This is a genomic window from Pseudomonas sp. PS1(2021) (assembly GCF_020405165.1).
GTDB classification, from domain to species: domain Bacteria; phylum Pseudomonadota; class Gammaproteobacteria; order Pseudomonadales; family Pseudomonadaceae; genus Pseudomonas; species Pseudomonas aeruginosa.
The window spans coordinates 6928681-6955237 of the sequence record NZ_CP084484.1; the positions used below are offsets into that span (position 1 = coordinate 6928681).

The window sequence follows — 26557 nt, forward strand, 5'->3', positions numbered from 1 at the left end:
ATCCGCCGTTATCGCGGGCTGTCGGCGGACAGCGCGTTGCATGCTGTCCCGGAAAAAACACGCGGCCCACGGGCCGCGGGACAACGCTCGACGGAAGCTTCAGAACTGTTCCGCCTCCAGGCCGTACAGGCTTTCGCTGCCGGCTTCGACGGCGGCGGCGAGGGAGTGCACGCGGGGCAGGATGCGGGCGAAGTAGAAGCGCGCGGTGGCCAGCTTGCCGTCGTGGAACGACGGGTCGACCTCGCGCTGGCGCAGCGCGGCGGCGGCCATGCGCGCCCAGAGGTAGGCGTAGGCGGTATAGCCGAACAGATGCAGGTATTCCACCGAGGCTGCGCCGATCTCGCGCGGGTCGTTGCCGGCGCGGGCGACGATGCCCTGGGTGAGGTTGTCCAGCAGGTCCAGGGCGGTCAGCAGCGGGGTGACGAACTCCGCCAGTTCGGCGTTGGCGCCGGCGGCGAAGGCTCGCACCTCGCGGCTGAAGATGGAGAGGAACAGCCCGCCGTTGGCGACCACCTTGCGGCCCATCAGGTCGAGCGCCTGGATGCCATTGGTGCCTTCGTAGATCTGCGCGATGCGTACGTCGCGCACCAGTTGCTCCTGGCCCCATTCGCGGATGTAGCCGTGGCCGCCGAACACCTGCTGGCCGAGCACGCAGCTCTCCAGGCCGGTATCGGTGAAGAAGGCCTTGGCCACCGGGGTCAACAGGGCCACCAGGGCTTCGGCCTGGCTGCGTTCTTCCTGGTCCTCGGCGTACTTGGCCAGGTCGAGCTGCTGCCCGACATAGGTGGAAAAGGCGCGGCCGCCCTCGGTCAGCGCCTTCATGGTGAGCAGCATGCGGCGCACGTCGGGGTGCACGATGATCGGGTCGGCGGCCTTGTCCCTGGCCACCGGGCCGGTCGGCGCGCGGCTTTGCAGGCGCTCGCGGGCGTAGGCGACGGCGCTCTGGTAGGACATCTCGGCGCAGCCGATGCCCTGGATGCCGATGGACAGGCGCTCGTAGTTCATCATGGTGAACATCGCCGCCAGGCCCTTGTTGACTTCGCCGACCAGCCAGCCACTGGCGCCGTCGAAGTTCATCACGCAGGTGGCCGAGGCCTTGATCCCCATCTTGTGCTCGATGGAGCCGCAGTGCACCGCGTTGCGTGCGCCGAGCGCGCCGTCGTCGCCGACCAGGAACTTCGGCACCAGGAACAGCGAGATGCCGCGCGAACCGGCCGGCGCGTCGGGCAGCTTGGCCAGCACCAGGTGGATGATGTTCTCGGTGAGGTCCTGCTCGCCGCCGGTGATGAAGATCTTCGTCCCGCTGATCCTGTATGAACCGTCGGCCTGCGGCTCGGCCTTGGTGCGGATGATGCCCAGGTCGGTGCCGGCGTGCGGTTCGGTCAGGCACATGGAGCCGGCCCAGGTGCCGGCGTACATGTTCGGCAGGTACCTGTTCTTCAGCTCCTCGCTGCCGTGCGCATCGAGGGCCAGGCAGGCGCCGGCGGAAAGGGTCGAGTAGAGGCTGAAGCTGGCGTTGGCCGCGTACATCATCTCCTCGAACTGCACTGCCAGCATCTTCGGCATGCCCATGCCGCCATGGGCCGGATTGCCGGTGAGGCCGACCCAGCCGCCCTCGGCGTAGGTCGCGTAGGCCTCGCGGAAGCCGGCCGGGGTGCGCACGGCGCCGTCCTGCCACTGCGCGCCTTCTTCGTCGCCACTGCGGTTGAGCGGCGCGAGCAGGCCGCCGGTGACCTTGGCCGCTTCCTCGAGGATGGCGTCGGCGGTGTCGGCGTCGATCCGCTCGGCCAGTCGCGGCAGGCGCTGCCACAGGGCGGGGGCGTCGAACACGTCGTTGAGCAGGAAGCGCATGTCGCGCAGCGGGGCGTTGTATTCAGGCATTGCACACCTCGTCGGTGAACGGCCGGCGGGACGGCCGCAGGTACAGGGTTGCCCGTGCGCATCCTGCCTACGGCCGCCGTGGCACGGCCGCTGCACGGGCAATTCGGCTGGCGGCGCTCAGAGGGCGGCGGCCCACTCGCGCAGCACGTATTTCTGGATCTTGCCGGTGGAGGTCTTCGGCAGTTCCGAGAACACCACGGTACGCGGAATCTTGAACGCGGCCAGGTGTTCGCGACAGAACGCGACGATCTCGCTCTCGGCGAGCCCCTGATGATCGCTCTTCAGGGTAATGAACGCACAGGGCGTTTCCCCCCACTTTTCGTCGGGCCGCGCCACCACCGCCGCCTCCAGCACCGCCGGGTGGCGGTAGAGCACGCCCTCCAGTTCGATGGTGGAGATGTTTTCGCCGCCGGAGATGATGATGTCCTTGAGCCGGTCGCGGATCTCGATGTAGCCGTCCGGATGGCAGACCGCCAGGTCGCCGGTATGGAACCAGCCGCCGGCGAAGGCTTCCTCGGTGGCGCTGGGATTCTTCAGGTAGCCCTTCATCACGGTATTGCCGCGCATGAAGATCTCGCCGATGGACTGGCCGTCGCGCGGCACCGGCTCGAGGGTCTTCGGGTCGGCCACCATCACCCCTTCGAGGGTCGGGTAGCGCACGCCCTGGCGCGACTTGATCGCGGCGCGTCGCTCCAGCGGCAGGTCGTCCCACTCGCCGTGCCAGGCGCAGACCGTGACCGGGCCGTAGACCTCGGTGAGGCCGTAGACATGGGTGACGCGGATGCCCATCTCTTCCACCGCGCCGATCACCTTGGCCGGTGGCGCGGCGCCGGCGACCATGGCATGCACCGGGTGGTCGATGGCGGCCTTGGCCGAGTCGGGCATGTTGATCAGGGCGTTGAGCACGATGGGCGCGCCGCACAGGTGGCTGACCTGGTGCTCGCGGATCAGGGTGAGGACCTTTTGCGGATCGACCCGCCGCAGGCAGACGTGGACGCCGGCCAGCGCGGTCACCGTCCACGGATAGCACCAGCCGTTGCAGTGGAACATCGGCAGGGTCCAGAGGTACACCGGGTGCTGGCCCATGGACCAGGTCATCTGGTTGCCCAGCGCGTTCAGGTAGGCGCCGCGGTGATGGTAGACCACGCCCTTGGGGTTGCCGGTGGTGCCCGAGGTGTAGTTCAGCGAGATCGCCTGCCACTCGTCCCGGGGCCATTCCCAGGCGAACTGCGGGTCGCCCTCGGCGAGCAGCGCCTCGTAGTCCAGTTCGCCAACCGGGCGGCCTTCGCCATACTCGGGGTCGTTGACGTCGACCACCAGCGGCGGGTGGTCGAGCATACCGATGGCGGCATGGATCACCTCGTGGAATTCGTAGTCGGTGATCAGCACCTTGGCTTCGCCGTGTTGCAGCATGAAGGCGATGGCTTCGGCGTCGAGGCGTACGTTGAGGGTGTTCAGCACCGCGCCGATCATCGGCACGCCATAGTGCGCCTCGAGCATCTCGGGGATGTTCGGCAGCATCACCGCCACCGTGTCGCCCTGGCCGATGCCGCGCCCGGCCAGGGCCGAGGCCAGGCGTCGGCAGCGTTGGTAGGTCTGCGCCCAGTCGCGGCGGATGTTGCCGTGGATCACCGCGGGGTAGTGCGGATAGACGCTGGCGGTGCGCTCGATGAAGCTCAGCGGCGTCAGGGCGATGTGGTTGACGGCGGCGGGCGCGAGACCCTGTTCGAAGATCGACATGAAGAGTACCCCGTGGCTGATTGTTAGCTCTGTTCTGGGTAAGGGTCACGATCTGCCGCGCGCGGAGAGACTGCGTCGAAAACGGCTGGTTTCTCTGGCTCGGCAGATCGTGAACAGCTTCCAAGGACCAGGCGAAGCGCTCCTTGGGTTGGGGCGATTTATAGCAACGATGAAAAATATATGGAAGTTAAACCATAAGCTTATAGTATAAATACTATATAAGTTCCCAGGATCATCTTCCGCCCATGAGTCCGCTTCCCGCTTCGCCTGCCCTCAACAGCCTCCTGCGCCTGCTGCGCGAGGGCGCGCCGCTGGTCGAGCGGGTCGGTGCGCTGCGCCGCTTGCTGCTCGAACATCCGGGCACGCGCCAGGCCTGGTACCTGGCCTGGCAGCCGCAGGCGCAGACCTATACCCCGGTGCCGCCGTCGCCGGCGCTGCCGCCGGGCGCCGGCGAGCCGAACCGGGCCAGCGACCTGGCGTTGCGCGAGCGGCTGGTGCGCGACGGCCGGCTGGCTCTGGACGAATTGCGGCGTTCCGCCTCCTGGCTCGGCGCGCGCTTGCGGCGTGCCGGCGTGGAGCATGGCATGGCCTTCGCCCTCGACCTGCAGGCCGGCGACGAAGGCCTGCTGCTGGTGGCCAGCGATACGCCGCAGAGCGCTGCGCTGGACTGGCTCGGCCTGCTCCTCGCACCGTTGCTCGCCGCCGCCCGTGGCGTCACCCGCGCTGCGCCGTTCCTCGCGGCCGACCCGCAGCCGGCGCTGCTGCTCGACGGCGAGGCGCAGGCGGTGGAATTCAACCAGGCCTTCCTTGCCTTGCTTGGCGAGCGGCCGCGCGAGGCCTGGCGCGCTTACCTCCCGGCCAACCATGGGCAACTGGTGCGCGCCAGCCTGGGGCAGGCGCGGGCCCTCGGCGAGGTGGAGGCGGAGTGCGACGGACGCATCCTGCTCTGGCAGTTCATTCCCGACAGCGCCGAGGCCCGGGTGCTGGCGCGCTGCCGCGACGCAACCGCCAGCCTGCGCGGCGAGCGCGAGGCGGCGCGGGCCAGCCGGCTGTACCGGCTGATCACCGAGAACACCACCGACCTGATTTCCCGGCATACCCTCGACGGCATTTTCCTCGACGCCTCGCCGGCTTCCTGGACCCTGCTCGGCTACTGGCCGGAGGAACTGCGCGGGCGTCCGGCGCAGGCGTTGTTCCACCCCCAGGACCGCGGCCAGGTGGCGCTGCGCGCGCGCGAAGCGCTGGAGCAGGACGGCTACCTGACCATCACCTACCGTATCCGCCACCGCGACGGCCGCTACCGCTGGTTCGAGACCGCCAGCCGGGCGATCCGCGAGACCTACACCGGGGCGGTGGTGGAGGTGGTCAGCGTGTCCCGCGATGTCACCCGGCGGGTCGAGGCGGAGGAGAACCGCCGGCGCCTGGCCGAAGTGGTCGAGGCGAACACCGACCTGGTGCTGTTCGTCGAGCATGGCGGCCGCGTCACCTACCTCAATCCTTCGGCACGTGCCGCCCTCGGCATCGCCGACGGGCAGGAGGCGCCGGCGCTGGAACGCCTGCTGGCCGGCGACACTCCGGCGCGGCTGGCCGAAGAGGGTTGGCGACAGGCGCGCGATGGCGGCGTTTGGAGCCGCGAGGGGCGCCTGCAACCGCAGGACGGGCGTCCGTCGCTGCCAGTCTCGCTGGTGTTGCTGGCCCATCGCGGCCGCGGCGAGGAGCGCTATTACTCGCTGGTGGCCCGCGACATGACCGAACGCGAACTGCGCGAGGCCCAGCAGCGCCGTCACCAGGACGAACTGGCGCACACTGCGCGGCTGGTCACTCTCGGCGAACTGGCCTCGGGCATCGCCCACGAGATCAACCAGCCGCTGGCGGCGGTGATGAACTACGCCAGCGCCAGCCAGCGTTACCTGGCCGTCCTCGGCAGCCAGCCCGAGGCCGCCGGGCGGGTGGCCGAGGGGCTGGCGCGGATCGGCGAGCACGCCGGCCACGCGGCGGAGGTGATCAAGCGCCTGCGCGCCTTCCTGCGCAAGGGCCAGCGGCGCCTGCAGGCGCTCGACCTCAACCAGGTGGCACGCGAGGCCATCGGCCTCTGCGCGTGGGAAGCCGGGCACTGGCAAGTGGCGGTGGAAGAGGCGATGACCGACAATCCGCCGCCGCTGTATGCCGACCGCGTGCTGCTCGAACAGGTGTTCCTCAATCTGCTGCGCAACGCCATCGAAGCCAACCGCGAGGCGCATCCCGGCTCGCCGTCGCGGGTCGTCATCGGTAGCCGCGTCGAGCCCGGCGGGCTGCTCTGCCTGTGGGTTCGCGACCAGGGACCGGGAGTGCCGGCGGATCAGCTGGAACACATTTTCACGCCGTTCCACACCAGCAAGCCGGAAGGGCTGGGCCTGGGCCTGTCGATGAGCCGCAGCATCGTCGAGGGCTTCGGCGGCACCCTCGAAGCCGAGCTGCCGGCGGATGGCGGGTTGCTCATGAACTGCCGGCTGCCGCTCGCCGCCGGCGCCACGGGAGGTTAACGATGGCTATGCCTGACGAAGCGCTGGTCTACGTGGTCGACGACGACCAGGGCATGCTCGAATCGACGGTCTGGCTGCTGGAATCGGTCGGCCTCAAGGCACGGCCCTTCACCCAGGGCCTGGACTTCCTCGATGCCTGCGAGGGCGGCCGCCATGCCTGCGTCCTGCTCGACGTGCGGATGCCCGGCATGGGCGGGCTGAACGTGCAGGACGAACTGCTGGCGCGCGGCATCGACCTGCCGGTGATCTTCGTCAGCGGCCATGCCGACGTGCCCATCGTGGTGCGCGCCTTCAAGGCCGGTGCGGTGGATTTCATCGAGAAACCCTACAACGAACAATTGCTGCTCGACAGCGTGCAGCAGGCCCTCGATCGCCACGCCCGTCGGCGCCGGCACCACGATCTCGACGCCGGGTTGCGCGAACGCCTGGACAGCCTCACCCCGCGCGAGCGCGACGTGCTCTTGCCGCTGGTGCGCGGCTATACCAGCCGCGAGGTGGCCGAGCAACTGGAAGTCAGCGTGAAGACCGTCGACCTCTACCGCGCGCGGGTGATGAAGCGCATGCAGGCCCAGACCCTGCCGGAGCTGGTGGGCATGGCCATCGCCGCCGGGCTGGTGGACCCGCTGCGCTTGCGCGAGGGCACCTGAGCGCGCGCGGGCCCTGGCGCGGGGCGGGAAGTGGCATAGTTTTATATCTCATATGGTTATATGAAAACCATATTTCACCGGATGTTTGGTTATTAATAGACTGCGGCCCACCCGGCGCCCGACGTCGAACCCCATTCCTCCGCGAGATACCCATCATGAAGATTCGCCTGCTTGGCGCAGCCGTGGCGGCTGTGTTCACCCTGATCGGCAGCGCTGCCCATGCCGACGACCTGGCCGACATCCGCAAAAAGGGCGAGATCGTCATAGGCACCCTTGGCACCGACGAGCCGAACAGCTTCATCGACCCGAAGACCCGTCAGATCATCGGCTACGAGGTCGATCTTGGTACCGAGATCGCCAAGGCCATCGGGGTCAAGCCGGTGTTCAAGCAGATTTCCGTGGCGGCGCGTATCCCGGAGTTGCAGCAGGGCCACGTGGACCTGCTCGCCGCCTCGCTGACCCACAACAAGGAGCGCGAGGCGCTGGTGGATTTCTCCTATTCGATCATCGTCACCGGGCAGAAGGCCCTGGTGAAGAAGAACGCCGGCTTCGCCTCGCTGCATGACCTCGACGGCAAGAAGGTGCTGACGGTCAAGGGCGGCACCCAGGAGCCGAACATCCGCAAGGCGCTGCCCAACGCCCAGGTGGTCACCTTCGAGACCAGCCAGCAGGCGCTGCTGGCGTTGCAGCAGGGCAAGGGTCAGGCCTTCGTCGACGACGAGTCGGCACTGGTCAACGATTTCGGCAAGCTCGGCGCGGCGGCCGGCGGCTACGCCATCCTGCCGGAGAACCTGAGTACCGAGGCCCTGGCCATCGCCTTCCGCAAGGGCAATCCGCAACTCAAGCAACTGGTCGACTCGACCCTCGCCGGTCTGGAGCGCAGCGGCGCGGCGGAGCAGCTGTACCTCAAGTGGTACGGGCCGGGCACCAAGTCCAACCTCAGCGAGCGCCACTTCAAGATCGATTCCGACCGGATCCCCGAGTGAGCGCCTGACGTCTCTGCGTGACGGCGACCATGCGCGTCGCCGCCCGTCCCCTGTGAGTCCTCGCGGACAGCGTGCGCCTTTCCCATGTTCGAGTTCGATTTCTCCCTGCTGCTGCGCGGCCAGTACCATGAGATGCTGGTCGCCGGCCTGCTGCTGTCGCTGAAGCTGGCCGCCGTCACCCTGGTCTTCGCCGTGCCGCTGGCGATGCTGGTGGCGCTGCTGCGCCTGGCGCCGTTCCGCGCCCTGCAATGGCTCGGTTTCGCCTATGTCGAGAGCATCCGCAACGTACCGCTGCTGGCGCACATGCTGTTCTGGTACTTCGCCGCGCCGGAATGGCTACCCGAGGACCTCAAGGCCTGGCTCTACGCCGGCAACATCGAGGCCGCCAGCGCTATCGTCGCGCTGACCCTGTACACCGCCGCGTTCATGAGCGAGGACATGCGCAGCGGCATCCGCGCGGTGCCCACGGTGCAACTGGAGGCCGCCCGCGCGCTGGGCTTCGGCTACCTGGCGAGCATGCGCCTGGTGATCCTCCCGCAGGCCTTGCGGATCACCGTACCGCCGCTGATCTCGCAAACCCTCAACCTGTGGAAGAACACCAGCATCGCCACGGTGATCGGCGTCGCCGAGCTGATGTACCAGGCCGGCCAGGTGGAGAGTTCGACCTTCCGCAGCTTCGAGTCCTTTGCCTTCGCCACCGCGGCCTATCTCAGCGTATCGCTGCTGATCACCGGCGCTGCCGCCTGGTACCAGCAGCGCTATCCGGGAGTCGAACGGCGATGACCACCCTGGAACTGATCGATAGCTACTGGCTGTACTTCCTCGTCGGCCAGTACCCCAACGGGCCGCTGGGCGGGCTGGCCCTGACCCTGGTCCTGGCCTCGCTGGCGCTGCTGCTGGCGCTGCCACTGGGCATCCTGCTCGGCCTGGCGCGGGTCAGCCCCTGGCGCTGGCTGCGCTGGCCGATCACCGCGCTGGTCTTCGTGGTGCGCGGGGTGCCGTTGCTGATGGTGATCTTCTGGGCCTATTTCTTCCTGCCGACCCTCACCGGCCAGCGCACCGACCAGTTCACCACCATGCTGCTGGCGCTTGTGCTGTTCGACGCGGTGTACCTGGCCGAGATCGTCCGCGCCGGCATCCAGGGCCTCGACCGTGGCCAGTTCGAGGCGGCGCGTTCGCTCGGCCTGGGCTACCTGGCGAGCATGCGCCTGGTGATCCTCCCGCAGGCGCTGCGCAACATGCTGCCGTCGTTGGTCAACCAATTCGTCTCGACGATCAAGGAGACCTCCCTGGGCTACATCATCGGCCTGGCCGAAGTCAGCTTCATCGCCTCGCAGATCAATACCCAGGTATTCACCCTGCCGACCCAGGTCTACCTGATCCTCGGCCTCACCTATTTCATCCTGTGCTTCGGACTGTCGCGTTTCGCCTTCTGGCTCGAACGCCGCCAGGCGCAGCGTGGCAATCCCAAGGAGGCCCGATGATCCGGCTGGAAAAGGTCAACAAATGGTACGGCGCCTACCACGCCCTGGCGGATGTCGACGAACAGGTCGGCCGCGGTGAGGTGGTGGTGGTCTGCGGACCCTCGGGCTCCGGAAAATCCACCCTGATCCGTACCCTGAACCGCCTGGAACCGATCCAGGGCGGGCGCATCCTGATCGATGGCCAGGACATCCACGCTCCCGGCCTGGACCTCAATCGCTTCCGCTCGCACATCGGCTTCGTGTTCCAGCAGTTCAATCTGTTCCCGCACCTGAACGTGCTGGACAACTGCACCCTGGCGCCGCTCCGTTTGCGCGGCCTGAAACCCGCGGAGGCACGCCGCCAGGCCATGGCGCTGCTGGAGCGGGTCGGCCTGGCGGACAAAGCGGCGGCGTTCCCCGCGCGGCTTTCCGGCGGCCAGCAGCAGCGCGTGGCGATCGCCCGCGCGCTGGCGATGGAGCCGCCGCTGATGCTGTTCGACGAACCGACCAGCGCCCTCGACCCGGAGATGGTCGGCGAGGTGCTGCTGGTGATGCGCGACCTGGCCCGCGACGGCATGACCATGGTGGTGGTAACGCATGAGATGGGCTTCGCCCACGACGTCGCCGACCGCGTGCTGTTCATGGACGCCGGCCGGGTGCTGGAGCGCGCCAGCCCCGACGATTTCTTCAACCGCCCGCAGCACCCGCGTGCGCGGAAGTTCCTCGCCGACATCCGCACCCCCTTCGCCCAACCCCTGTGAGGAACGCCATGAGCACTCCGAGTCTGCCGATCATCGATATCGCCGCCCTTGCCGGCAGCGACCCGGCGGCGCGACGGTCGGTCGCCGTGCGAATCGACCGCGCCTGCCGCGAGCAGGGCTTCTTCTACGTGGTCGGGCACGGCGTCGAGGCGCAACTGGTCGAGCGCCTGGAGCGCCTGGCGCGGCAGTTCTTCGCCCTCGACGAGACGAGCAAGCTGCGCTGGCGCATGGAGCTTGGCGGGCGCGCCTGGCGCGGCTATTTCCCTCTTGGCGGCGAACTGACCTCCAACCGCCCGGACTGGAAGGAAGGCTTGTACCTGGGCAGCGAACTGGACGCTGAGCATCCCGAAGTGCGCGCCGGGACGCCGCTGCATGGCGCCAACCTGTTCCCCGAGGTGCCCGGCCTGCGCGAGACGCTGCTGGAGTACCTGGACGCAACCACCCGCGTCGGCCACCGGCTGATGGAGGGCATCGCCCTCGGTCTGGGACTGGAAGCCGACTACTTCGCCGCGCGCTATACCGGCGATCCGCTGATCCTCTTCCGCCTGTTCAATTACCCGAGCCAGCCAGTGCCGGAGGGCCTCGACGTGCAGTGGGGCGTCGGCGAACACACCGACTACGGCCTGCTCACGCTGCTCCACCAGGACGCCATCGGCGGCCTGCAGGTGCGCACCCCACAGGGTTGGCTGGAGGCTCCGCCGATACCGGGCTCGTTCGTCTGCAACCTCGGAGACATGCTCGAACGCATGACCGGCGGCCTCTACCGCAGCACGCCGCACCGGGTGGCACGCAACACTTCGGGGCGCGACCGCCTGTCGTTCCCGCTGTTCTTCGATCCGAACTTCCATGCCCGCGTGCAGCCCATCGAAGGGCTGCCCGAGGTGCCGGAACAGGATGACAGCGCCCGTCGCTGGGACCAGGCCAACGTCCACGCTTTCCACGGCGAGTACGGCGACTACCTGCTGAACAAGGTGGCCAAGGTATTCCCGCAGTTGCGCCGCGACCTGCTCTAGGCGCGCGGCCGGACGCTACGCTCCGGCCGCGCTGGCGGGTTCAGCCGAGCGGCGCCGGCGACCGCACCGGCTGGTAGGAGCGCTCGCCGCCCAGGGCTTCCGGCGCACGGCTGCTGCCCTGCAGGGCGGTGCCGAAGACCCCGGCGAAGCGCTGGCGATCCTCCAGGCTGGTGGCCAGCGCATGGCCATAGGAGACGATCGCCTGGTTCACCGGGAAGCGCTCGGCCTGGTAGCCGGCCAGGGCATCCTCCAGCGCGCAGGCGTCGCGCAAGGCCAGGTCGAGGGCGTCGGCCAGGGCGCTGGCGTCCTCGATGGCCAGGTTCATGCCCTGGCCGGTGATCGGATGCACGTTGTGGATGGCGTCGCCGAGCATCGCCACGTTGTCCGCCCAGTAGCGGTCCAGGTTCAGGTAGCCGATGGGGATGCCCTTGAAGCGCGAAGTGCCGGTGACGGCGGCGATCGCCTCGGCGCTCTCGTCGCCGACGAAGCGTTGCAAGCGCCGGCGCAGCGACTCGCCGCGGGTGTCGGCCATCAGCTCGCGCGCCTCCTCCCTGGGGAAGCTCACCACCAGTCGCGCGCGGTCGAAACCGATCGGATAGAAGTAGGCCAGCCCGCCCTGCGAGTCCACGTACAGGCGGTTGCGCTCGGCCACGCAGGGCGCCAGGGCGAAGGTGCTGACCAGCATCGGCGACGGGTAGGGGCGGCGTTCCACATCGATATCGAGCAGCCGGCGGCGCACGTAGGAGGCGATACCGTCGGCTCCCACCACCACCCGCGGACGCAGCACGCGGCCGTCGTTCAGGCGCACCTGGTCGATCGCGTGGCGCTCGTCGCGCTGCACCGCTTCGATGCGGGTCTCGAACAGCATCTCGACGGTCGCTTCGCCGTCGATTTTTTCCAGTACCAGGCGGCGCAGCGACTCGCAGGGCATGAGGATGAAATAGCCGCGCGCGTCGACGCTGGAATAGTTGAAATAGCGAAGCAGCTCGCCGTCGTGATAGACCTCCAGCTCATGGCGGACCCGCCCACCGCGACGGGTCACCTCGGCCAACAACCCGGCCGCCTCGACCACCCGGATGCCGGCCGGCTTGAGCAGGTCGGCGCCGTTGATCGCGCGTTCGCGCCGTGCCTGCTCCACTACCACTACGCGGTGGCCCTGGCGGCCGAGCAGGTAGGCGAGCATCGCCCCGCCGATGCCGCAGCCGTTGATCAGTACATCGATATGGTTGTCCGTCATGGATGAGTCTCCGTGTCGTTCCTGGCGGAAAAGGGAAGGGTGGAGGCAGCAGCATAGCGACGGAACGTTATGCAGAATGGGTGTTGTCTGCACTTGGTCGCCTGTCCGGCCCGGTTGTCCGGTCTCGCCGCCAGGCGGGAGTGCCGGCCCTTGCGGGCCGGACAGCTTCAGGAAGCGTCGATCCAGATGGTCTTCAACTCTGTGTACTGGTCGTGTGCCCAGACCGACTTGTCGCGACCGCCGAAGCCTGACTCCTTGTAGCCGCCGAAGGGCGTCGAGGCGTCGCCCTCGCCGAAGCAGTTGACGGTGACGATCCCCGCGCGGATCTCCCGCGACAGGCGCAGTGCGTGGCGCAGGCTGCCGGTGTAGGCCGAGGCGGCGAGGCCGTAGACGGTGTCGTTGGCCAGGGCGATGGCTTCGTCGATGTCGTCGAAAGAGGTGACCGAGAGCAGCGGGCCGAAGATTTCCTCGCGGAACAGCCGGCTGTGCGGCGAGACGCCATCGACCACGGTCGGCTCGACGAAGATGCCAGCCTCGGTGGCGCCGCCGAAGCGCACCGCCAACCGCTCCGTCCTGGCCTGGTCGAGGTACGCGCGGACCTTCTCGAAGTGCGCCGGGCTGACCAGCGCGCCGAGGCGATTACGCGGATCCAGCGGGTCGCCCATGCGCCACTCGCGGAGCTGCGCGCCGATGCGTTCGAGCAGCGCCTCGCGGACCTCGGCGTGGACGATCAGCCGCGAGGACGCCGAGCAGTTCTCGCCCATGTTCCAGAACGCGCCGTTGACCACGTGTTGCGCCACCAGGTCGAGGTCCTCGACATCGTTCATCACCACCGCCGGGTTCTTGCCGCCGCACTCCAGTACCACCCGCTTGAGGTTGGACTCGGCGGCGTACTTGAGGAACAGGCGGCCGGTCGCGGTGGAGCCGGTGAAGCTGACCATCGCCACGTCCGGGTGGCGGCCCAGCGGTTCGCCGGCCTCGCGGCCGCCGCCGGGGACCACGTTGAACACCCCGGCGGGGATCCCCGCCTGGCTGGCCAGTTCGGCGACGCGCAGGGCGGTCAGGCTGGTCTCGGGGGCCGGCTTGACCACTACGGAGCAGCCTGCCGCCAGCGCCGGGCCGATCTTCCAGGCGAGCATCAGCAGCGGGAAGTTCCACGGCAGCACCAGGCCGACCACGCCGATCGGCTCGCGCACCACCATGGCCAGCGCCGCCGAACCGACCGGGGCGGTGCTGTCGTAGATCTTGTCGATCAGTTCGGCATGCCAGCGCAGGGTATTGATGGTTTCCGGCAGGTCGGTGTGCTGGCATTCGCGGATCGGCTTGCCGCTGTCGAGGCTCTCCATCACCGCCAGTTCCAGCAGGTGCTCTTCCAGCAGCTCGGCCAGGCGCAGCAGCGCCGCCTTGCGCTCGGCGGGCGTGCGCGAGCGCCAGCGGCCGTCCTCGAACGCCCGCCGCGCGCTGGCCACGGCGTGCCCGACGTCCTCCGCGTCGCAGGCGGCGACCTGCGCCAGCAGCTCGCCGGTGGCCGGGTTGGTCGAGGCGAAGGTGCGGCCGCCGCAGGCATCGCGGAACCCTCCGTCGATGAAGGCGCGCTGGGGAAGGTCCAGCGTCGCGGCGATGGCCGCGTATTCCTCCCGGCTCAGCAGCTCAGTCATGGCGGCCACCCTCGACGATCCGCGCGACCTCGCCCTTGAGCCTGGCGACGATCTCCGCCAGTGCCGCCTTGCCGGCCTCGTCCAGCGCCTTCAGCGGCGCACGTACGCCGCCGGTGCGCAGGCCGGCCAGCTCGCAGCCGTGCTTGATCGACTGGACGAAGTGACCGCTTTCGAGAAAGTCCATCAGCGGCATCATCGCCGCCATGATGCGCCGGCCCTTGGCGAAGTCGTTCTCGACCACGCAGGCCTGGTACAGGGCGAGGTGTTCGCCAGGGATGAAGTTGGAGCCGGCGCAGACCCAACTGCGCGCGCCCCAGGCGAAGAACTCCAGGGCCTGGTCGTCCCAGCCGCAGGACAAGGCGATCCGCGGGTGGCGGCAGGCCAGGCGGTGCAATTGCGCGGTGGAGCCGGAGCTTTCCTTGATCGCGACGATGTTGCGGCAGCCGGCGACGGCGGCGAAGAACGCCTCGTCCATCTCCACGCCCATCCGCGCCGGATAGTTGTAGAGCATGATCGGCAGGCCGGCGGCGCGATCCACCGCCAGCACGTGCTCGGCGATCTCCCGCGAGGTCGGCAGCGCGTAGGGCGGCGAGCCGACCAGGATGGCGTCGGCGCCGATGGCGCGGGCGGCTTCGGCGTAGGCCAGCGAGTCCTCGGTGCGGATCGCGCCGGTTCCCACCACCAGCGGCAGGCGCCCGGCGATGACTTTGCTGGCGTGGGCGGCGAGGGCCAGGCGTTCCTCGGCGGTGTGCGCGTAGTACTCGCCGGTGGAGCCGCCGATCACGATGCCGTGCACCTTCGACTCGACGAGAAACTCCAGGACCTCGGCGAAGGCCTGGGTGTCGATGCTGCCGTCGGCGCTCAGCGGGGTGATGGCGGGGGTATAGATACCTTCGAATTTCACGGGGTTTCCTCCTGTGGGATGCTGGGCCGCGGCGCACCCGGCGGACGCTGCCGCGGCGGGTGGTTCAGGTGAGCGAAGCCGCCTGCTGCAGGTTCAGCGAACGGGTTTCCGGCGCCAGGGCCCAGGTCACGAGCAGCCCGAGCAGGGTCACCAGCGCGGCGGCGTACATGGTCTGGGCGGTACCCAGGGTTTCCAGGGAAAGCGGCACCAGGTAGGTGCCCACCGCGGCGCCGACGCGCGATAACGAGGTGCCGACGCCGACCGCGAAGGCGCGGATCTCGGTGGGGAACAGTTCGTTCGGGTAGACCAGTTGCAGCACCTGGGCGCCGCCGATGAACAGCGCGTAGGCACCGAACAGGCCGAGGATGGTCGCCTCCGAGCCGGCGTGGAAGACGCCCAGCCCGAGCAGCGCCAGGCCGGACCAGAGGAAGCTGTGCAGCAGCATGCAGCGCCGGCCGATGCGGTTGATCAGGCGGGTGGCGATGATGCAGCCGATGACGAACAGCAGGGTGATCGCCACCGAACCGTAGGAGGCCCAGTCGCCCTTCAGGTTCAGCGCCAGCAGCACCTTGGGCGCGAAGGCGTAGACGGCGAACACGGGGATCACCGAGCAGGTCCAGAACAGGGTGACGAAGAGCATGCGCTTGCCGTAGCCGGCGTAGAGCAGGTGCCAGATGGTGACCTTCCGTTCCAGCGCCTGTTCGGGCAGGTTCTCCAGCGAGAAGGCTTCTCCGTAGACCTGGCGGATGACCCGCTCTGCGTCCGCGTCGCGGCCCTTGCTCAGCAGCCAGCGCGGCGACTCGGGGGTGCCGATGCGTAGCAGGAACAGCACGGCACCGATCGCCGCGGTGCTGGCCAGTACCAGGCGCCAGGCGTCCTCGCCGCCGCTGCGCAGGATCAGGTCGCCGACCAGGTAGGCGAAGGCGGCGCCGGCGAACCAGAGGATGGTCAGGGTGGCCAGGCGCGGTCCGCGATACTTCTTCGGCAGGAACTCCACCAGCAAGGCGGTGGCGACCGGGTACTCGATGCCCACCGCCACGCCGATCAGGAAGCGCAGGACGAACAGCGCCGCCGCCGAGTCGACCCCGTACTGCGCCAGGGAAGCGAGGACGAACAGGCTGGGGCCGACGAAGAACAGCCTGCGGCGGCCCAGGCGGTCGGTCAGCCAGCCGCCGAGGAAACCGCCGAAGAAGATGCCGACCAGCGCCGAGGCGGCGATCATGCCCTGCCAGAAACTGCTCAGTTGCAATGCCGCGGTCATCTGCAGCATCGCCACGCCGATGATGCTCAGCACGTAGCCGTCGACGAAGGAGCCGCCGCCGGAGCGCAGGGTCAACAGCCGGTGGAAGGCGTTGAGGGGTACGTCTTCGATCGAGGTCGTAGGATTTGTCATTATTGTCTCCTGGTTCTAACCGCTGCCGGTGAATTCGGGCCGAGCGAATCCGCGAGGCTGGAACGCTCTCCAGCTCCGGTCTTCAATGGCCGTCTGAATCGAAGTCGGCGCCCGCGGGCGCGTTCCTAGGGATGCCTAGCTTTCTCTACCTGCTCGATACTGCCCCCACCTCAGGTTGAGGTTCACGCCAAGGGAAAGGAGTGGTTCGGGTGGATTGCCGCTGGGACCGGGCGCGCGCAGCAGGAAGTCGATCAGCTCGTTGCGTTCGCCCGCCAGCCAGTCGGCCAGCAGCTTCCCGGTGACGGTCCCGCGGGTTACCCCCAGGCCGTTGCAGCACAGGGCGCCATAGACGTTGGGCGCCAGCTCGCCGAAGTGCCCCATGTGGTTCCTCGACAGCGCCAGCGAGCCGCCCCAGGTGTAGTCGAAGCCGACTTCCGGGAGCATCGGGAAGCGCTGGCGGAACGAGGCGCGATGGCGTACGGCGAAGCGCTCAAGGTACTTCCCGGCGCTGCGTCCGTCAGGGTTGAAGCTGAAGCTGTTGCGGATCAGCAGGCGGTTGTCCGGGGTACGCCTCACCGTGGTGCCGTAAGGGTCGGCCGGGATCAGGCCCCAGTAGGGGCACCCGCCGAGGCGGGCCTGCTCCTCGGCATCGAGCGGCCGGGTCAGGCTGGCGTAGGTGAAGATCGGCAGCATCCGCCCCTGGAGGAAGCCGAAGCTCATGCCGAAGGCGTTGTTGGCGAGGACCAGGCGGTCGGCCAGGATGCTGCCGTGGGGATGGCTCAGCAGGGTCCTGTCGCCATATTCCACGGCGGTGATCGGTGTGTGTTCGTAGAGGCTGACGTTGCCCGGCAGGCTGTCGGCCAGGCCCTTGACCAGGGCCGAGGGCTGCACCAGCAGGGTACCGGGGGTGAACAGGGCCTTGCGATAGAAAGCGGTGCCGATGTGTCCCGGGAGGTCGTCCGCCTCGATCACCTCGTAGGCCTGGCCGAGCCGATCGAGGCCGCGCCGGTAGGCGTCGAGCACAGCCACGCCGCGCGCCTCGACGGCCGCCTGGTACTTGCCGCAGGCCTTCATCTGGCAGTCGATGGCATGGCGCTGCACCTGTTCGCGGAGCAGCGACTGGCCGGCGAGATTGAGCTTCAGGCCGATCCGGGCGGTCGCTATGTCGCCGATGTAGTCGTCGGCGCCGATGTCGTGGGGCAGGTCGATGGCGAAGCCGGCGTTGCGCCCGGCGGTACCGAAGCCGACTTCCTGGGCCTCGACCAGGACGATCTCCTCGTCGGGAAAATGCAGCGCCAGCTGGCGCGCGGCGGCGAGGCCGGTGAAGCCGGCGCCGACCACCACCCAACGGGCGGCGCTCCTGCCGTAGTGGGCCGGCTTCGGCCGCCGCGGCGGGCTGAGGTGATACCAGCCGCAGGAACGGTCGTCGGCCGGAAGGTGGGTTACTTTCGTCATCGCAGGGACCTGACTCTTGTTATTGGAACCCGGTAACCATCCCCTGCGTGACCGCCTCCGCTTCTCGGGCGGGGCCGTGGCGCGGGGGCTCGCTAACCCTCGTAGACCAGCGCCACCTCCACTCCGGCCGGTGCCGCGTACTCGGCCATGCGCCGGCGCGACAGCTCGAAATGCGCACGGACGATGTCCGCCGCCGCATCCGGATCGCGCCGCTGGATGGCATCGACGATCTGGTCGTGCTGGTCGCAGGCGAGTTCCAGGTCGCGTTGCATGTCGTCGGTGGTCGGATGGCGGTAGAAGATCTTGCCCAGCCGCGCATGGTCGATCAGCAAGCGGCGCAGGCTCGGCATGAGGTAGTCGTTGTGGGCCATCCTGCCGATCTCCAGGTGGAAGGCGTCGTTGTGGATGACGCGGTTTTCCACATGCTTCTCTTCGATGGCCTTGCGGAAATCTTCCTGGATCGCCTTGAGCGTCTCGATCTCCGCTTCGCTGGCATGGGTGGCCGCCAGTTGCGTGGTGGCGATGTAGATCAGCGGCGCGGCGAGAAAGAAGGCGTGCAGCGAGTCGTGGCTCATGGCCGCGACGCGCGGCGCACGGTTGGCTTCCAGTTCGATGTAGCCCTCGGCGGCGATCTGCCGCAGCAGTTCGCGCACCGGCGGGCGCGAGAGGCCGAACTCGTCGCACAGGGCGAGTTCGTCGACGACCGCGCCGGGCGCCAGTTCCATGCTCAGGATCCGCCGGCGCAGCGCATCGCCCAGCACCGCCTTGCGGTCGAAGGGGGCATCGGCGCTGTTCGAGTCGACGTCGGGTTGGGCTTTCATGGAGGCCTTTCTACTTGTCATGGGCTTTGTCTACAGTTTGTATAATGACTATAGGGTTCTGTTAGACAATATGTCTACAGGTTTTCGGGGCGTCTCCGCACCGTTCGTCCGCGCTGTTTCCGCTGACGCCGTGGCGTGTGAAAGGGGCAGCCCCCCGAGGGCGTATTTGAGCACATTCCCCCGGCGCGCCAGGGAGGCGCCAAGTCACATGGCTTGCGCATATGATGGAGCGCCCGGGGTTTTCGCCGTGACGGCAGGCGTCGCGGCCCGCTGGCCGGGAACAAGAAGAACAAGAGGCACGAATCGATGGAAAGAAGGCGTTTCAGCGCCGCCCTGCAAGGGCAGAACCTCAGGTTCACCGGGGCCGGGGAGGGGGGCTCGGCACGGGCGCGGGTGGGCTTCCTGCTGCTCGAACACTTTTCCCTGCCGGCCTTCACCCAGGCGCTGGACACCCTGGTGACCGCCAACCTGATCCGCAGCGAGTCCTTCGCGGTGAGCAACTTCAGCCTGAGCGGCGAGCCGGTGACCAGCGACCTCGGGTTGCTGATCTGCCCGGACCTGGCGCTCGCCTCGGCGGCGTTGCAAGGACTCGACCTGCTGGTGGTCTGCGGCGGTTTGCGCACGCCCCTGCGCTCGTCCGCCGCGCTGCGGGAAGCGTTGCAGGACGTGGCGTCGCGCGGCGTCGCCCTGGCCGGGCTGTGGAACGGTGCCTGGTTCCTCGGCGACGCCGGCCTGCTGGATGGCTACCGCTGCTGCATCCATCCCGAGCACCGCGCCGCCCTCGCCGAGATCGCCCGCAACAGCCAGGTGACCAGCGACAGCTATATGGTCGACCGCGACCGCCTGACCGCGGCCAGCCCCACCGGCGCCTTCAACCTGGCGCTGGAGTGGATCGCCCGGCGCCACGGGCGCGACCTGGTGGAGGCGGTGGTGGATATCCTCGCCTTCGAGGAGTCGCGCTACCGGCGGGTGCGCCCCGCCCTGCACGAGAAGATGAGCGAGCCGCTGCGCGAAGTGATCAACCTGATGGCGGCGAATATCGAGGAACCGCTCAGCCAGGAGCAGCTCGCCCACTACGTGGGGCGCTCGCGGCGGCAGATCGAGCGATTGTTCCAGCAGCAGCTCGGAACCACGCCGGTGCGCTACTACCTGGAGTTGCGGATCACCGAGTGCCGGCGCCTGCTGCAACATTCCGACCTGACCATGCTGGAGGTCCTGGTCGCCTGCGGCTTCGTCTCGCCCAGCCACTTCAGCAAGTGCTACACCGCCTTCTACGGCTACCCACCGTCGAAAGAAGTGCGCTACGGCAACGTCCGCTCGACGAAATGAGGGCGTTTCGCCGGACGCGGCCGGCATGCTAGAACGGACCTTTCGCCCTGGCCTGCGGAGGTCCTGCGCCATGTCCCAGCCTTTTCTCTGGCGTCGCGTCAACGACTCGTCCGGTTTCGCCGAGCCGCGGGTGTTCATCCGTGTCTACCTGGAACCGGGCAGCATCGATGCGGCCATCGCTTTCTACGAAGACCTGCAGGGCGTCGCCCACGACATGCGCTTCGACTTTCCCGAGAAACGCCTGACACTCGCCGCGGTCGGCGCCTTCCTCCTGCTGGAGGGCAGCGACGAGGCGCTGGCGCCGTTCCGCAGCACCACTGGCACCCTGCTGGTGGACGACATCGAGCCCTATCACCGGCGGTTGCTGGCTGCCGGCGCGCAGATCATCTTCGGGCCGGCGCGCGCGCCCACCGGCGCCTGCTTCAATGCGCTGCTGCCGGACGGCACGGTGGTCGAGTTCGTCCACCACCGGCCGCAGCCGGGCGAGGCCTGAACCTCAGCCGTCGCGCCGGGCGGCGCAATCGTCCATGGCCGCGCCGATCGCCTGTTCGCCGCGCGCCAGCAGCGCTGCGCTGGCGCCGCGGATATCGCGGGCTTCCTTGTTCTGGCTGAGCTTGAACTTGCCGACCAGGCGGGTGATCTCGATTTCGATGCCGACGATCAGCCGGAGCATCTCGTCGATGTAGTCGGCGGGGCCGTCGGTCATTTTCCAGGGCGTTTCCTGGGTCGCCTCGTGGGTGCGGGTCAGGCGCGCCACCAGTCCGCGCACATAGCGTTCGTCGTCGCGGATCCGCACCCGGCCGTGGGCGTGGACCACCCGGTAGTTCCAGGTCGGCACCTGGCGGTGGTGCTCCTGCTTGCTCGGGTACCACTGCGGCGAGATGTAGGCATCGCCGGCGCGGAACACCACCAGCACCTCGTCGCCGTCGCGCAGCTCGCTCCAAACCGGGTTGTTGCGCGCGACATGGGCTTCCAGGGTGCCTTGCGCGCCCTTCTCCGGGCTCAGCTCGAACGGCAGGTGGTTGGCGTCCAGGCCCGCTTCGCCGTGGCTGACCAGCAGGCCCAGCGGATAGTCCCGGATCAGCGCGTGCAGCGCCTGCGGGTCGGACTCTTCGAAATGCGAAGGCAGGTACATGTTCTGTTCTCCTCGGGGACTCGGCCCTTATACGCTGTCGGTGGGTTCCGTCGCCACGCACAGCAGGTGCGAGTCGGCGCGCATGCCGGGCATCATCAGGCGCAATTCGTCGAGCAGCAGGCCGCCCGCTTCGTGCAGGGCCGCCAGCGGCATTTCCGGCAGGCTCTCGAGGATGAACCACATGCGCTGGGCGCTGGCGTCCAGGCGGGTGCGCACGCCCTGGCGCCAGTTCCAGCGGCGGCAGGTGACGCCGAGGTCGTCGCGCCAGACCACCTCGCCGGGGTCGGGGGATTCGTCGACCGCCTCGCCGTTCTTCAGGGTGTCGAAGGTCTCGCTGCCGTCGGCGACCACCAGGCGCGGCGTGCCGGCATAGGCGGCGAGGTTCTCGCCGCCTACCGGAATGGCGAATTGCACGCTGATGGCGTTGTACAGGTCCACCACCGGGTCGATGCTCGGCAGCCCACCGTCGCGCAGCGCACGCTTGCGCAGGGCTTCGGCGGAGCAGGGGGTGCGCTGCGGCTTGGCGCCGAAGCGGCGGAACGCCTCGGCCCAGGCTGCCAGGTGCGCCTCGGCCCAGTCCGGTTCGCCACGCGCCAGCGCCTGGCAGGCGCGCTCTACGGCGCGGTCGGCGATTTCCGGACGAACGATCGGCGCCGCCTCGACGGTGAGGCTCAGGGCGCGGAAACCGGGGGCGAGGGCGGCCACCTCGGCGGCGATGACGGGGAGGATCGGGGCGTGCTCGGGCATGGTCGTCTTCAGGGTTCGGTGAGATGGAGGGGGCGGGGCATTCGGCTTGGCCGGCGCGTAAAGCGGTAGGTGGATTTTTACCATCCGGGCTCCGCCCTCACCATGAAATCAGCGAATGAATTATTAGCTGTGCTGATGATCGGGTGGTCGGGTTCAGCTGCGCTAATGGCGGGAGCGGCGTTCGCTTGCCGGCGAAGCCGGCGCCAGAGCCTTCCGCCGGCCGGGAGGGGCTGGACAGCGAGACGCGAGGGGCGCAGTGTTCGAGCGGTCAGAACCGCCACCACCCGAGGTAGAACGCAGATGGCCAAGGCAGCCGATGTGGTTGTGCAATGCCTGGAAAACGAGGGCGTGCAGTACGTCTTCGGAATTCCCGGCGAGGAGAATCTCGACCTGCTGGAGTCCCTGCGCAAGTCGCAGATCCGGCTGGTGCTCACCCGCCACGAACAATCGGCCGGCTTCATGGCCGCCACCTACGGGCGCCTCACCGGCAAGACCGGGGTCAGCCTGTCGACCCTCGGCCCGGGCGCCACCAACCTGGTCACCGCCGGCGCCTACGCCTACCTGGGCGGCATGCCGATGCTGATGATCACCGGGCAGAAGCCGATCAAGAAGTCCAAGCAGGGCCGCTTCCAGATCCTCGACGTGGTCGGCATGATGCAGCCGCTGACCAAGTACACCCACCAACTGGCCTCCGCCGACAACATTCCCTCGCGGGTCCGCGAGGCGTTCCGCCTGGCCGAGGAAGAGAAGCCCGGCGCGGTGCACCTGGAGCTGCCGGAGGACATCGCCGCCGAGCAGACCGACAGCCTGCCCATCCCGCCGAGCCTGAGCCGCCGGCCGCTGGCGGAATACAAGGCGATCTGCGCCGCGGTGGAGAAGCTGCGCGCCGCGCGCAGCCCGATCCTGGTGATCGGCGCCGGGGCCAACCGCAAGATGACCGCCAAGGTCCTCAAGCAACTGATCGACAAGACCGGCATTCCCTTCGTCACCACCCAGATGGGCAAGGGCGTGGTCGACGAGCGTCACCCGCGCTTCCTCGGCAACGCCGCGCTGTCCGCCGGCGACTTCGTGCATCGCGCGGTGGAGGCGGCCGACCTGATCGTCAACGTCGGCCACGACGTGATCGAGAAGCCGCCGTTCTTCATGGTTCGCGGCGGTACCGAGGTGATCCACGTGAACTTCCGTTCCGCCGAGGTGGACCCGGTGTATTTCCCGCAGATCGAAGTGGTGGGCGACATCGCCAACGCCATCTGGCAGATCGGCGAGGCGCTGGACGATACCGCGCACTGGGACTTCACCCGCCTGCTGGCGATTCGCGAGGCCAACGAGGCGCAGGTCGCCGAAGGCGCCGACGACCCGCGCTTCCCGCTCTATCCGCAGCGCCTGGTGGCCGACGTGCGCCGGGCGTTGCCGTCGCAGGGCATCGTCGCCCTGGACAACGGCATGTACAAGATCTGGTTCGCCCGCAACTACAAGGCACACATGCCCAACACCGTGCTGCTGGACAACGCCCTCGCCACCATGGGCGCCGGCCTGCCCTCGGCGATGGCCGCGCACCTGGTCTACCCGGACCGGCCGATCGTCGCGGTGTGCGGCGATGGCGGCTTCATGATGAACAGCCAGGAACTGGAAACCGCGGTGCGGCTGAAGATGAACCTGACGGTGATCATCCTGCGCGACAACGGCTACGGGATGATCCGCTGGAAGCAATCGAACATGGGCTTCGCCGACTTCGGGCTGGACTACGGCAACCCGGACTTCGTGCACTACGCCGAGGCCTACGGCGCCCACGGCCACCGGGTCGACAGTGCCGAGGGCTTCCTGCCGCTGCTGGAGCGCTGCCTGGGCACGCCCGGGGTGCATGTGATTGATTGCCCGGTGGATTACTCGGAGAACGACCGCATCCTCAACGTCGAGCTGCGCGAACGCGCCCTGGCGGTCTGAACCGCCGGAGCGTCGCGCCGGCGTGCGTTCCGGCGCGACGGCTCAGAACAGCGACAGGTTGTAGCTGGCGATCAGGCGCACCTCGTCCACGTCGCGCGCCGAGCGCTCGAAGTCGGTGCGGTAGGTGGCGTTGCGCAGGCGCAGGCTGAGGTCCTTGAAGCGGCCGCTCTGCACGATGTACTTCAGCTCGATGTCGCGCTCCCATTCCTTGCCCTCGTCGCCGTTGGCCAGGCGGATATGGTCGCCGTTGACGTAGCGGGTCATGAAGCTCAGGCCGGGCACGCCGACGCTGCGCAGGTCGAAGTCGTAGCGCAGTTGCCAGGAGCGTTCCTCGGGGTTGGCGAAGTCGTTCACCTGCAGGTAGTTGGCCAGGTACGGATTGCTGCCGTCGAGGTAGGGCATCGAGCTGGCGCCGTTCATCCGCTGCCAGCCGGCGCTGAGCGTGTGGCCGCCCTGGGCGTAGGCGAGCAGCAGGCTGAGGGCGCGGTTGTCGATCTTGCCGGCGCGGGCCGCGCCGGCGTCCTCGCTGTCGAACCAGCGCAGGTCGGCGCTCAGCTTGCCGGCGCCGACCTGCCGCTTGCCCATGGCACCGAGGTAGCGCTGGCGATAGACGTTGCGCAGGCCGCCCTGGGCGTATTGCAGCAGCAGGCCGTCGTTGACCTGGTAGTCGAGTTGGTAGGCGTCGAAGCGGTTGCCGGTGGTGTCGCAGGCGTAGCGTTTGTTCTTGCAGTGCAGGCGGATGTCCTGGGCGTCGCTGGAGTCCCGCGCGGTGTAGCGCTCCAGGCGGGTGGCGGAGAACCTGAGCCCGGCGATCTCCTCGCTGGTCAGCTGGGCGCCGTGGAACAGGGTCGGCAGCAGGCGTCCGTCGTTGTATTTCAGCAACGGCATGTCCGGCAGCATCGCCCCGTACCTGAACTGTGTCTGCGAGAAGCGCATCTTGCCGGCAACGCCGGCCTTGGCGTACTCGTCGACCGAGCGACGCGGATCGTGGCCGCTGGAAGGCAGCAGGCCGCTGTTGCTGTCCGCGGGGCTGGAGTCGAGCTTGATCCCGAGCATCGCCAGGGTATCCACGCCGAAGCCCAGCGCGCCCTCGGTATAGCCCGAGCGCAGGTCGAGGATGAAGCCCTGCGCGGCTTCCTCGCGCTTGGAGGCGCCCTGCGGGTTGGCCGAGCTGCCGTCGCGGAAGTCGCGGTTGAAGTAGACGGTGCGCGCTTCCAGGCGCGCGCTGCCGTCCTCGAGGAAGGCGGCAGGGGCCGGGGCGACGAATCCGCCGCACAGGGCGAGGGCGCCCAGGCCGCGAAGGGTGCGGGGCGAACGGGGGGAAAACGGGGAGGACATGCGGTGACTCTCGACAGCGGGGGTAAAAAAGCGCGCGAAGGTGTCACAGATGGCCGGCGGGGTCTTTGCGACCTTGGTCTAGCCGAGAAGGCGCGCACGGATCGTCGGCCAGGCAGGCCTCTAGCGGGTCGGACGCAGCGTGCCGAAAGCGACGAAGAATCCTCCGCAGCCCCCTGTGAAACGCTGCCCCGCCCGTGCCAGCCTGATCGTCACGTTTGCGCCAGGATATCCGGAGGCTAGCGCTTCACGCAGACGAACAGGGCATTCCCGGAGCTGCCGGCCCAGGGCGTGATCCGTTCGTAGTCGTGTTCGAAGACCTGCACCTCGAAATGCGTCTGCAACAGGTGCTGCAGCTCGGCGAAGCCGAGGGCGACCATGGGGTGTTCGTCCTCCCAGGTCTGGGTCGTTCCGTCCGTGGTTTTCTCGATACCGAGGCGCAGCGCCTGGCGCTCGCCCTCGCCGCTGTAGTACCAGCCGGAACCGAAGGTGAAGCGGCTGCCTCGATGCTCCACGGAATGGCGGACGAACGCGCGATTGTCGATCTGCCCCTTGTCCACCGTGTTGAAACAGAACACGCCGCCATCCGCCAGTGCGCCATGCACGCTGGCCAGGCATGCGCGCAAGCGCTCCAGCCCTGCGTTGTAGTGGATCGAATAGAGGAAACAGGTGATCAGGTCCAGCGGCTCGTCCACCTGGAAGCCGGCCATGTCCTGCCGGCTGAAGTGCGCTTCGGGGCAGCGCTGTCGGGCGAGGTCGAGCATCGGCTGGTTGATGTCCAGGCCGGCGCTGCGATAGCCGAAATCGAGGAAGTGCCGCACGTGAGGGCCGGTACCGCAGGCCAGGTCCAGGTGCCGCCGGCCCTGGTTGCCGAACAACTGGTGCAGGCGACGCACGCAGTGGCTCTGCGCCTGGTAGTCGATGTCGGCGCACATCAGGTCGTAATAGTGGGACAGGTCGGTGTACAGCGCGGTGGCGGACATGGGCGGCAAGGACCGGCGGCGAAGGGCGCGGCATGGTACCCCAGGCCCGGGCCTTGCCGGCGAAAAAACAGGCACCGGCCGGCGGATCGCGGGCGGACTTCAGTCGAAACGCGGCCAGTCGTCGGCGATCCTGCACCAGCAGGCCATCGATGCGACCTGGACATGCTTCTGTTTCGCCGCCGGGAAGGGCGTGTCCAGGCTGCCGAGGGCGACCGATACCCAGTCGGCGAACTCGCCTTCGCTCCTCGACCAGAACAGCGGCGAGCCGCAGCGCGAGCAGAAGCGCCGGAGCACGGCGGGTGAGGAGCGGAACGCGGCGAGCAGGTCGGCGCCGCGGTCGATGTGCAGGTCCGCGACGGGGACGCTGCCATAGCTGGCGAATGCCGCGCCATGGGCCTTGCGACACTGGCCGCAGTGGCAGTGAGAGAGTGCGCGCGGGGGCGAGGACAGTCGGTAGTGCAGCGCGCCGCACAGGCAACTGCCGTGGAAGGTCTGGCTCATCGGAGGGCGTTCCCGGATTCGCAAAGGCGGCGAGTCAAGCAGCCCTCGCCACGCTTGTCGAGCGCCTCCTCCGGTCGCGGGCTGTCGGTGCGGGCGTCGATG

The 26557-nt window shown here is 68.3% G+C and carries 23 protein-coding genes; 10 read left to right on the top strand and 13 right to left on the bottom strand.

Annotated elements, in window-relative coordinates; all coding sequences use genetic code 11:
- Window positions 1-99: 99 nt before the first annotated feature.
- The gene (locus LE197_RS32855; RefSeq protein ID WP_003454382.1) at window positions 100-1881 is read right to left on the bottom strand and encodes an acyl-CoA dehydrogenase C-terminal domain-containing protein; all 1782 of its coding nucleotides are present in this window, start codon (window positions 1879-1881) and stop codon (window positions 100-102) included.
- 117 nt (window positions 1882-1998) lie between these two features.
- A complete protein-coding gene (locus tag LE197_RS32860) occupies window positions 1999-3621 on the bottom strand; it encodes an acyl-CoA synthetase (protein WP_003093598.1) in 1623 nt (540 codons plus the stop codon).
- Window positions 3622-3866: 245 nt separating this feature from the next.
- Between LE197_RS32860 and bfiS the strand changes: the two genes are divergently transcribed.
- The 7 genes from bfiS to LE197_RS32895 all read left to right on the top strand — a co-directional run bounded on the left by bfiS (window position 3867) and on the right by LE197_RS32895 (window position 11013).
- Window positions 3867-6143 carry a two-component system sensor histidine kinase BfiS gene (gene bfiS / locus LE197_RS32865; protein WP_003123960.1) on the top strand — a complete coding sequence of 759 codons (2277 nt, stop codon included), beginning with the start codon at window positions 3867-3869 and terminating at the stop codon, window positions 6141-6143.
- A gap of 2 nt (window positions 6144-6145) precedes the next feature.
- Window positions 6146-6790 carry a two-component system response regulator BfiR gene (gene bfiR, locus LE197_RS32870; protein WP_003144536.1) on the top strand — a complete coding sequence of 215 codons (645 nt, stop codon included), beginning with the start codon at window positions 6146-6148 and terminating at the stop codon, window positions 6788-6790.
- 155 nt (window positions 6791-6945) lie between these two features.
- Window positions 6946-7776, top strand: a complete 831-nt coding sequence (locus LE197_RS32875; protein WP_003118170.1) for an ABC transporter substrate-binding protein — start codon at window positions 6946-6948, stop codon at window positions 7774-7776.
- 84 nt (window positions 7777-7860) lie between these two features.
- Complete coding sequence (locus LE197_RS32880; protein WP_003101388.1) at window positions 7861-8559, top strand: amino acid ABC transporter permease; 699 nt, start codon at window positions 7861-7863, stop codon at window positions 8557-8559.
- Window positions 8556-9260 carry an amino acid ABC transporter permease gene (locus tag LE197_RS32885; protein WP_003101386.1) on the top strand — a complete coding sequence of 235 codons (705 nt, stop codon included), beginning with the start codon at window positions 8556-8558 and terminating at the stop codon, window positions 9258-9260. Before LE197_RS32880 ends, LE197_RS32885 begins: the two co-directional genes overlap by 4 nt.
- Window positions 9257-10000 (top strand): amino acid ABC transporter ATP-binding protein, encoded by a 744-nt coding sequence (locus LE197_RS32890; protein ID WP_003144541.1) that lies wholly within the window; start codon window positions 9257-9259, stop codon window positions 9998-10000. The genes LE197_RS32885 and LE197_RS32890 overlap by 4 nt, the downstream gene beginning before the upstream one ends.
- 8 nt (window positions 10001-10008) lie before the next feature.
- The gene (locus tag LE197_RS32895; RefSeq protein WP_003101381.1) at window positions 10009-11013 is read left to right on the top strand and encodes an isopenicillin N synthase family dioxygenase; all 1005 of its coding nucleotides are present in this window, start codon (window positions 10009-10011) and stop codon (window positions 11011-11013) included.
- A 40-nt stretch (window positions 11014-11053) separates the two neighbouring features.
- Here the strand turns inward: LE197_RS32895 and pqsL are convergent, their stop codons facing one another.
- The 6 genes from pqsL to LE197_RS32925 form a co-directional block, all read right to left on the bottom strand.
- Entirely contained in the window at window positions 11054-12250 is a 1197-nt protein-coding gene (gene pqsL, locus LE197_RS32900; protein ID WP_226033797.1) for an FAD-dependent monooxygenase PqsL, read from the bottom strand.
- Window positions 12251-12417: 167 nt separating this feature from the next.
- Complete coding sequence (locus tag LE197_RS32905; protein ID WP_003101377.1) at window positions 12418-13908, bottom strand: aldehyde dehydrogenase; 1491 nt, start codon at window positions 13906-13908, stop codon at window positions 12418-12420.
- The gene (locus LE197_RS32910; protein ID WP_003144543.1) at window positions 13901-14812 is read right to left on the bottom strand and encodes a dihydrodipicolinate synthase family protein; all 912 of its coding nucleotides are present in this window, start codon (window positions 14810-14812) and stop codon (window positions 13901-13903) included. Before LE197_RS32910 ends, LE197_RS32905 begins: the two co-directional genes overlap by 8 nt.
- A 64-nt stretch (window positions 14813-14876) precedes the next feature.
- Complete coding sequence (locus LE197_RS32915; RefSeq protein ID WP_003101374.1) at window positions 14877-16205, bottom strand: MFS transporter; 1329 nt, start codon at window positions 16203-16205, stop codon at window positions 14877-14879.
- Window positions 16206-16340: 135 nt separating this feature from the next.
- A complete protein-coding gene (locus LE197_RS32920; protein WP_003454371.1) occupies window positions 16341-17660 on the bottom strand; it encodes an NAD(P)/FAD-dependent oxidoreductase in 1320 nt (439 codons plus the stop codon).
- A gap of 92 nt (window positions 17661-17752) precedes the next feature.
- Window positions 17753-18481: a GntR family transcriptional regulator gene (locus tag LE197_RS32925; RefSeq protein WP_003101372.1), complete on the bottom strand. Its 729-nt coding sequence runs from the start codon at window positions 18479-18481 to the stop codon at window positions 17753-17755.
- A gap of 306 nt (window positions 18482-18787) precedes the next feature.
- Here LE197_RS32925 and LE197_RS32930 point away from each other — a divergent pair, with 306 nt between their 5' ends.
- Together LE197_RS32930 and LE197_RS32935 are read left to right on the top strand one after the other, a co-directional pair.
- Window positions 18788-19810 (top strand): GlxA family transcriptional regulator, encoded by a 1023-nt coding sequence (locus tag LE197_RS32930; RefSeq protein ID WP_003118991.1) that lies wholly within the window; start codon window positions 18788-18790, stop codon window positions 19808-19810.
- 25 nt (window positions 19811-19835) lie between these two features.
- Window positions 19836-20303 (top strand): VOC family protein, encoded by a 468-nt coding sequence (locus LE197_RS32935; RefSeq protein ID WP_003118992.1) that lies wholly within the window; start codon window positions 19836-19838, stop codon window positions 20301-20303.
- A gap of 3 nt (window positions 20304-20306) precedes the next feature.
- On the opposite strand, the gene LE197_RS32940 is transcribed toward LE197_RS32935, so the two are convergent.
- Window positions 20307-20945, bottom strand: a complete 639-nt coding sequence (locus LE197_RS32940) for an FMN-binding negative transcriptional regulator (protein WP_003101360.1) — start codon at window positions 20943-20945, stop codon at window positions 20307-20309.
- 27 nt (window positions 20946-20972) lie between these two features.
- On the bottom strand, window positions 20973-21692 hold the full coding sequence (locus tag LE197_RS32945; RefSeq protein ID WP_016562283.1) for a B3/4 domain-containing protein: 720 nt from the start codon (window positions 21690-21692) through the stop codon (window positions 20973-20975).
- 300 nt (window positions 21693-21992) lie between these two features.
- Here LE197_RS32945 and LE197_RS32950 point away from each other — a divergent pair, with 300 nt between their 5' ends.
- Window positions 21993-23636 carry an acetolactate synthase large subunit gene (locus tag LE197_RS32950; RefSeq protein WP_003101357.1) on the top strand — a complete coding sequence of 548 codons (1644 nt, stop codon included), beginning with the start codon at window positions 21993-21995 and terminating at the stop codon, window positions 23634-23636.
- A gap of 42 nt (window positions 23637-23678) precedes the next feature.
- Here the strand turns inward: LE197_RS32950 and LE197_RS32955 are convergent, their stop codons facing one another.
- The 3 genes from LE197_RS32955 to LE197_RS32965 form a co-directional block, all read right to left on the bottom strand.
- On the bottom strand, window positions 23679-24974 hold the full coding sequence (locus LE197_RS32955) for an OprD family porin (protein WP_019371435.1): 1296 nt from the start codon (window positions 24972-24974) through the stop codon (window positions 23679-23681).
- 236 nt (window positions 24975-25210) lie between these two features.
- A complete protein-coding gene (eftM, locus tag LE197_RS32960) occupies window positions 25211-25954 on the bottom strand; it encodes a class I SAM-dependent methyltransferase EftM (RefSeq protein ID WP_003101353.1) in 744 nt (247 codons plus the stop codon).
- Window positions 25955-26053: 99 nt separating this feature from the next.
- Window positions 26054-26455 carry a GFA family protein gene (locus LE197_RS32965; RefSeq protein WP_003101352.1) on the bottom strand — a complete coding sequence of 134 codons (402 nt, stop codon included), beginning with the start codon at window positions 26453-26455 and terminating at the stop codon, window positions 26054-26056.
- Window positions 26456-26557: the final 102 nt, after the last annotated feature.

What these genes read in the sequence shown, in the direction of transcription:
- pqsL (WP_226033797.1), bottom strand. Translation starts at nt 12,250, where the DNA reads ATGACGGACAACCATATCGATGTACTGATCAACGGCTGCGGCATCGGC.
- LE197_RS32920 (WP_003454371.1), bottom strand. Translation starts at nt 17,660, where the DNA reads ATGACGAAAGTAACCCACCTTCCGGCCGACGACCGTTCCTGCGGCTGG.
- bfiR (WP_003144536.1), top strand. Translation starts at nt 6,146, where the DNA reads ATGGCTATGCCTGACGAAGCGCTGGTCTACGTGGTCGACGACGACCAG.
- LE197_RS32905 (WP_003101377.1), bottom strand. Translation starts at nt 13,908, where the DNA reads ATGACTGAGCTGCTGAGCCGGGAGGAATACGCGGCCATCGCCGCGACG.
- LE197_RS32880 (WP_003101388.1), top strand. Translation starts at nt 7,861, where the DNA reads ATGTTCGAGTTCGATTTCTCCCTGCTGCTGCGCGGCCAGTACCATGAG.
- LE197_RS32895 (WP_003101381.1), top strand. Translation starts at nt 10,009, where the DNA reads ATGAGCACTCCGAGTCTGCCGATCATCGATATCGCCGCCCTTGCCGGC.
- LE197_RS32935 (WP_003118992.1), top strand. Translation starts at nt 19,836, where the DNA reads ATGCTAGAACGGACCTTTCGCCCTGGCCTGCGGAGGTCCTGCGCCATG.
- LE197_RS32890 (WP_003144541.1), top strand. Translation starts at nt 9,257, where the DNA reads ATGATCCGGCTGGAAAAGGTCAACAAATGGTACGGCGCCTACCACGCC.
- bfiS (WP_003123960.1), top strand. Translation starts at nt 3,867, where the DNA reads ATGAGTCCGCTTCCCGCTTCGCCTGCCCTCAACAGCCTCCTGCGCCTG.
- LE197_RS32950 (WP_003101357.1), top strand. Translation starts at nt 21,993, where the DNA reads ATGGCCAAGGCAGCCGATGTGGTTGTGCAATGCCTGGAAAACGAGGGC.
- LE197_RS32915 (WP_003101374.1), bottom strand. Translation starts at nt 16,205, where the DNA reads ATGACAAATCCTACGACCTCGATCGAAGACGTACCCCTCAACGCCTTC.
- LE197_RS32940 (WP_003101360.1), bottom strand. Translation starts at nt 20,945, where the DNA reads ATGTACCTGCCTTCGCATTTCGAAGAGTCCGACCCGCAGGCGCTGCAC.
- LE197_RS32955 (WP_019371435.1), bottom strand. Translation starts at nt 24,974, where the DNA reads ATGTCCTCCCCGTTTTCCCCCCGTTCGCCCCGCACCCTTCGCGGCCTG.
- LE197_RS32885 (WP_003101386.1), top strand. Translation starts at nt 8,556, where the DNA reads ATGACCACCCTGGAACTGATCGATAGCTACTGGCTGTACTTCCTCGTC.
- eftM (WP_003101353.1), bottom strand. Translation starts at nt 25,954, where the DNA reads ATGTCCGCCACCGCGCTGTACACCGACCTGTCCCACTATTACGACCTG.
- LE197_RS32945 (WP_016562283.1), bottom strand. Translation starts at nt 21,692, where the DNA reads ATGCCCGAGCACGCCCCGATCCTCCCCGTCATCGCCGCCGAGGTGGCC.
- LE197_RS32855 (WP_003454382.1), bottom strand. Translation starts at nt 1,881, where the DNA reads ATGCCTGAATACAACGCCCCGCTGCGCGACATGCGCTTCCTGCTCAAC.
- LE197_RS32860 (WP_003093598.1), bottom strand. Translation starts at nt 3,621, where the DNA reads ATGTCGATCTTCGAACAGGGTCTCGCGCCCGCCGCCGTCAACCACATC.
- LE197_RS32965 (WP_003101352.1), bottom strand. Translation starts at nt 26,455, where the DNA reads ATGAGCCAGACCTTCCACGGCAGTTGCCTGTGCGGCGCGCTGCACTAC.
- LE197_RS32925 (WP_003101372.1), bottom strand. Translation starts at nt 18,481, where the DNA reads ATGAAAGCCCAACCCGACGTCGACTCGAACAGCGCCGATGCCCCCTTC.
- LE197_RS32875 (WP_003118170.1), top strand. Translation starts at nt 6,946, where the DNA reads ATGAAGATTCGCCTGCTTGGCGCAGCCGTGGCGGCTGTGTTCACCCTG.
- LE197_RS32930 (WP_003118991.1), top strand. Translation starts at nt 18,788, where the DNA reads ATGGAAAGAAGGCGTTTCAGCGCCGCCCTGCAAGGGCAGAACCTCAGG.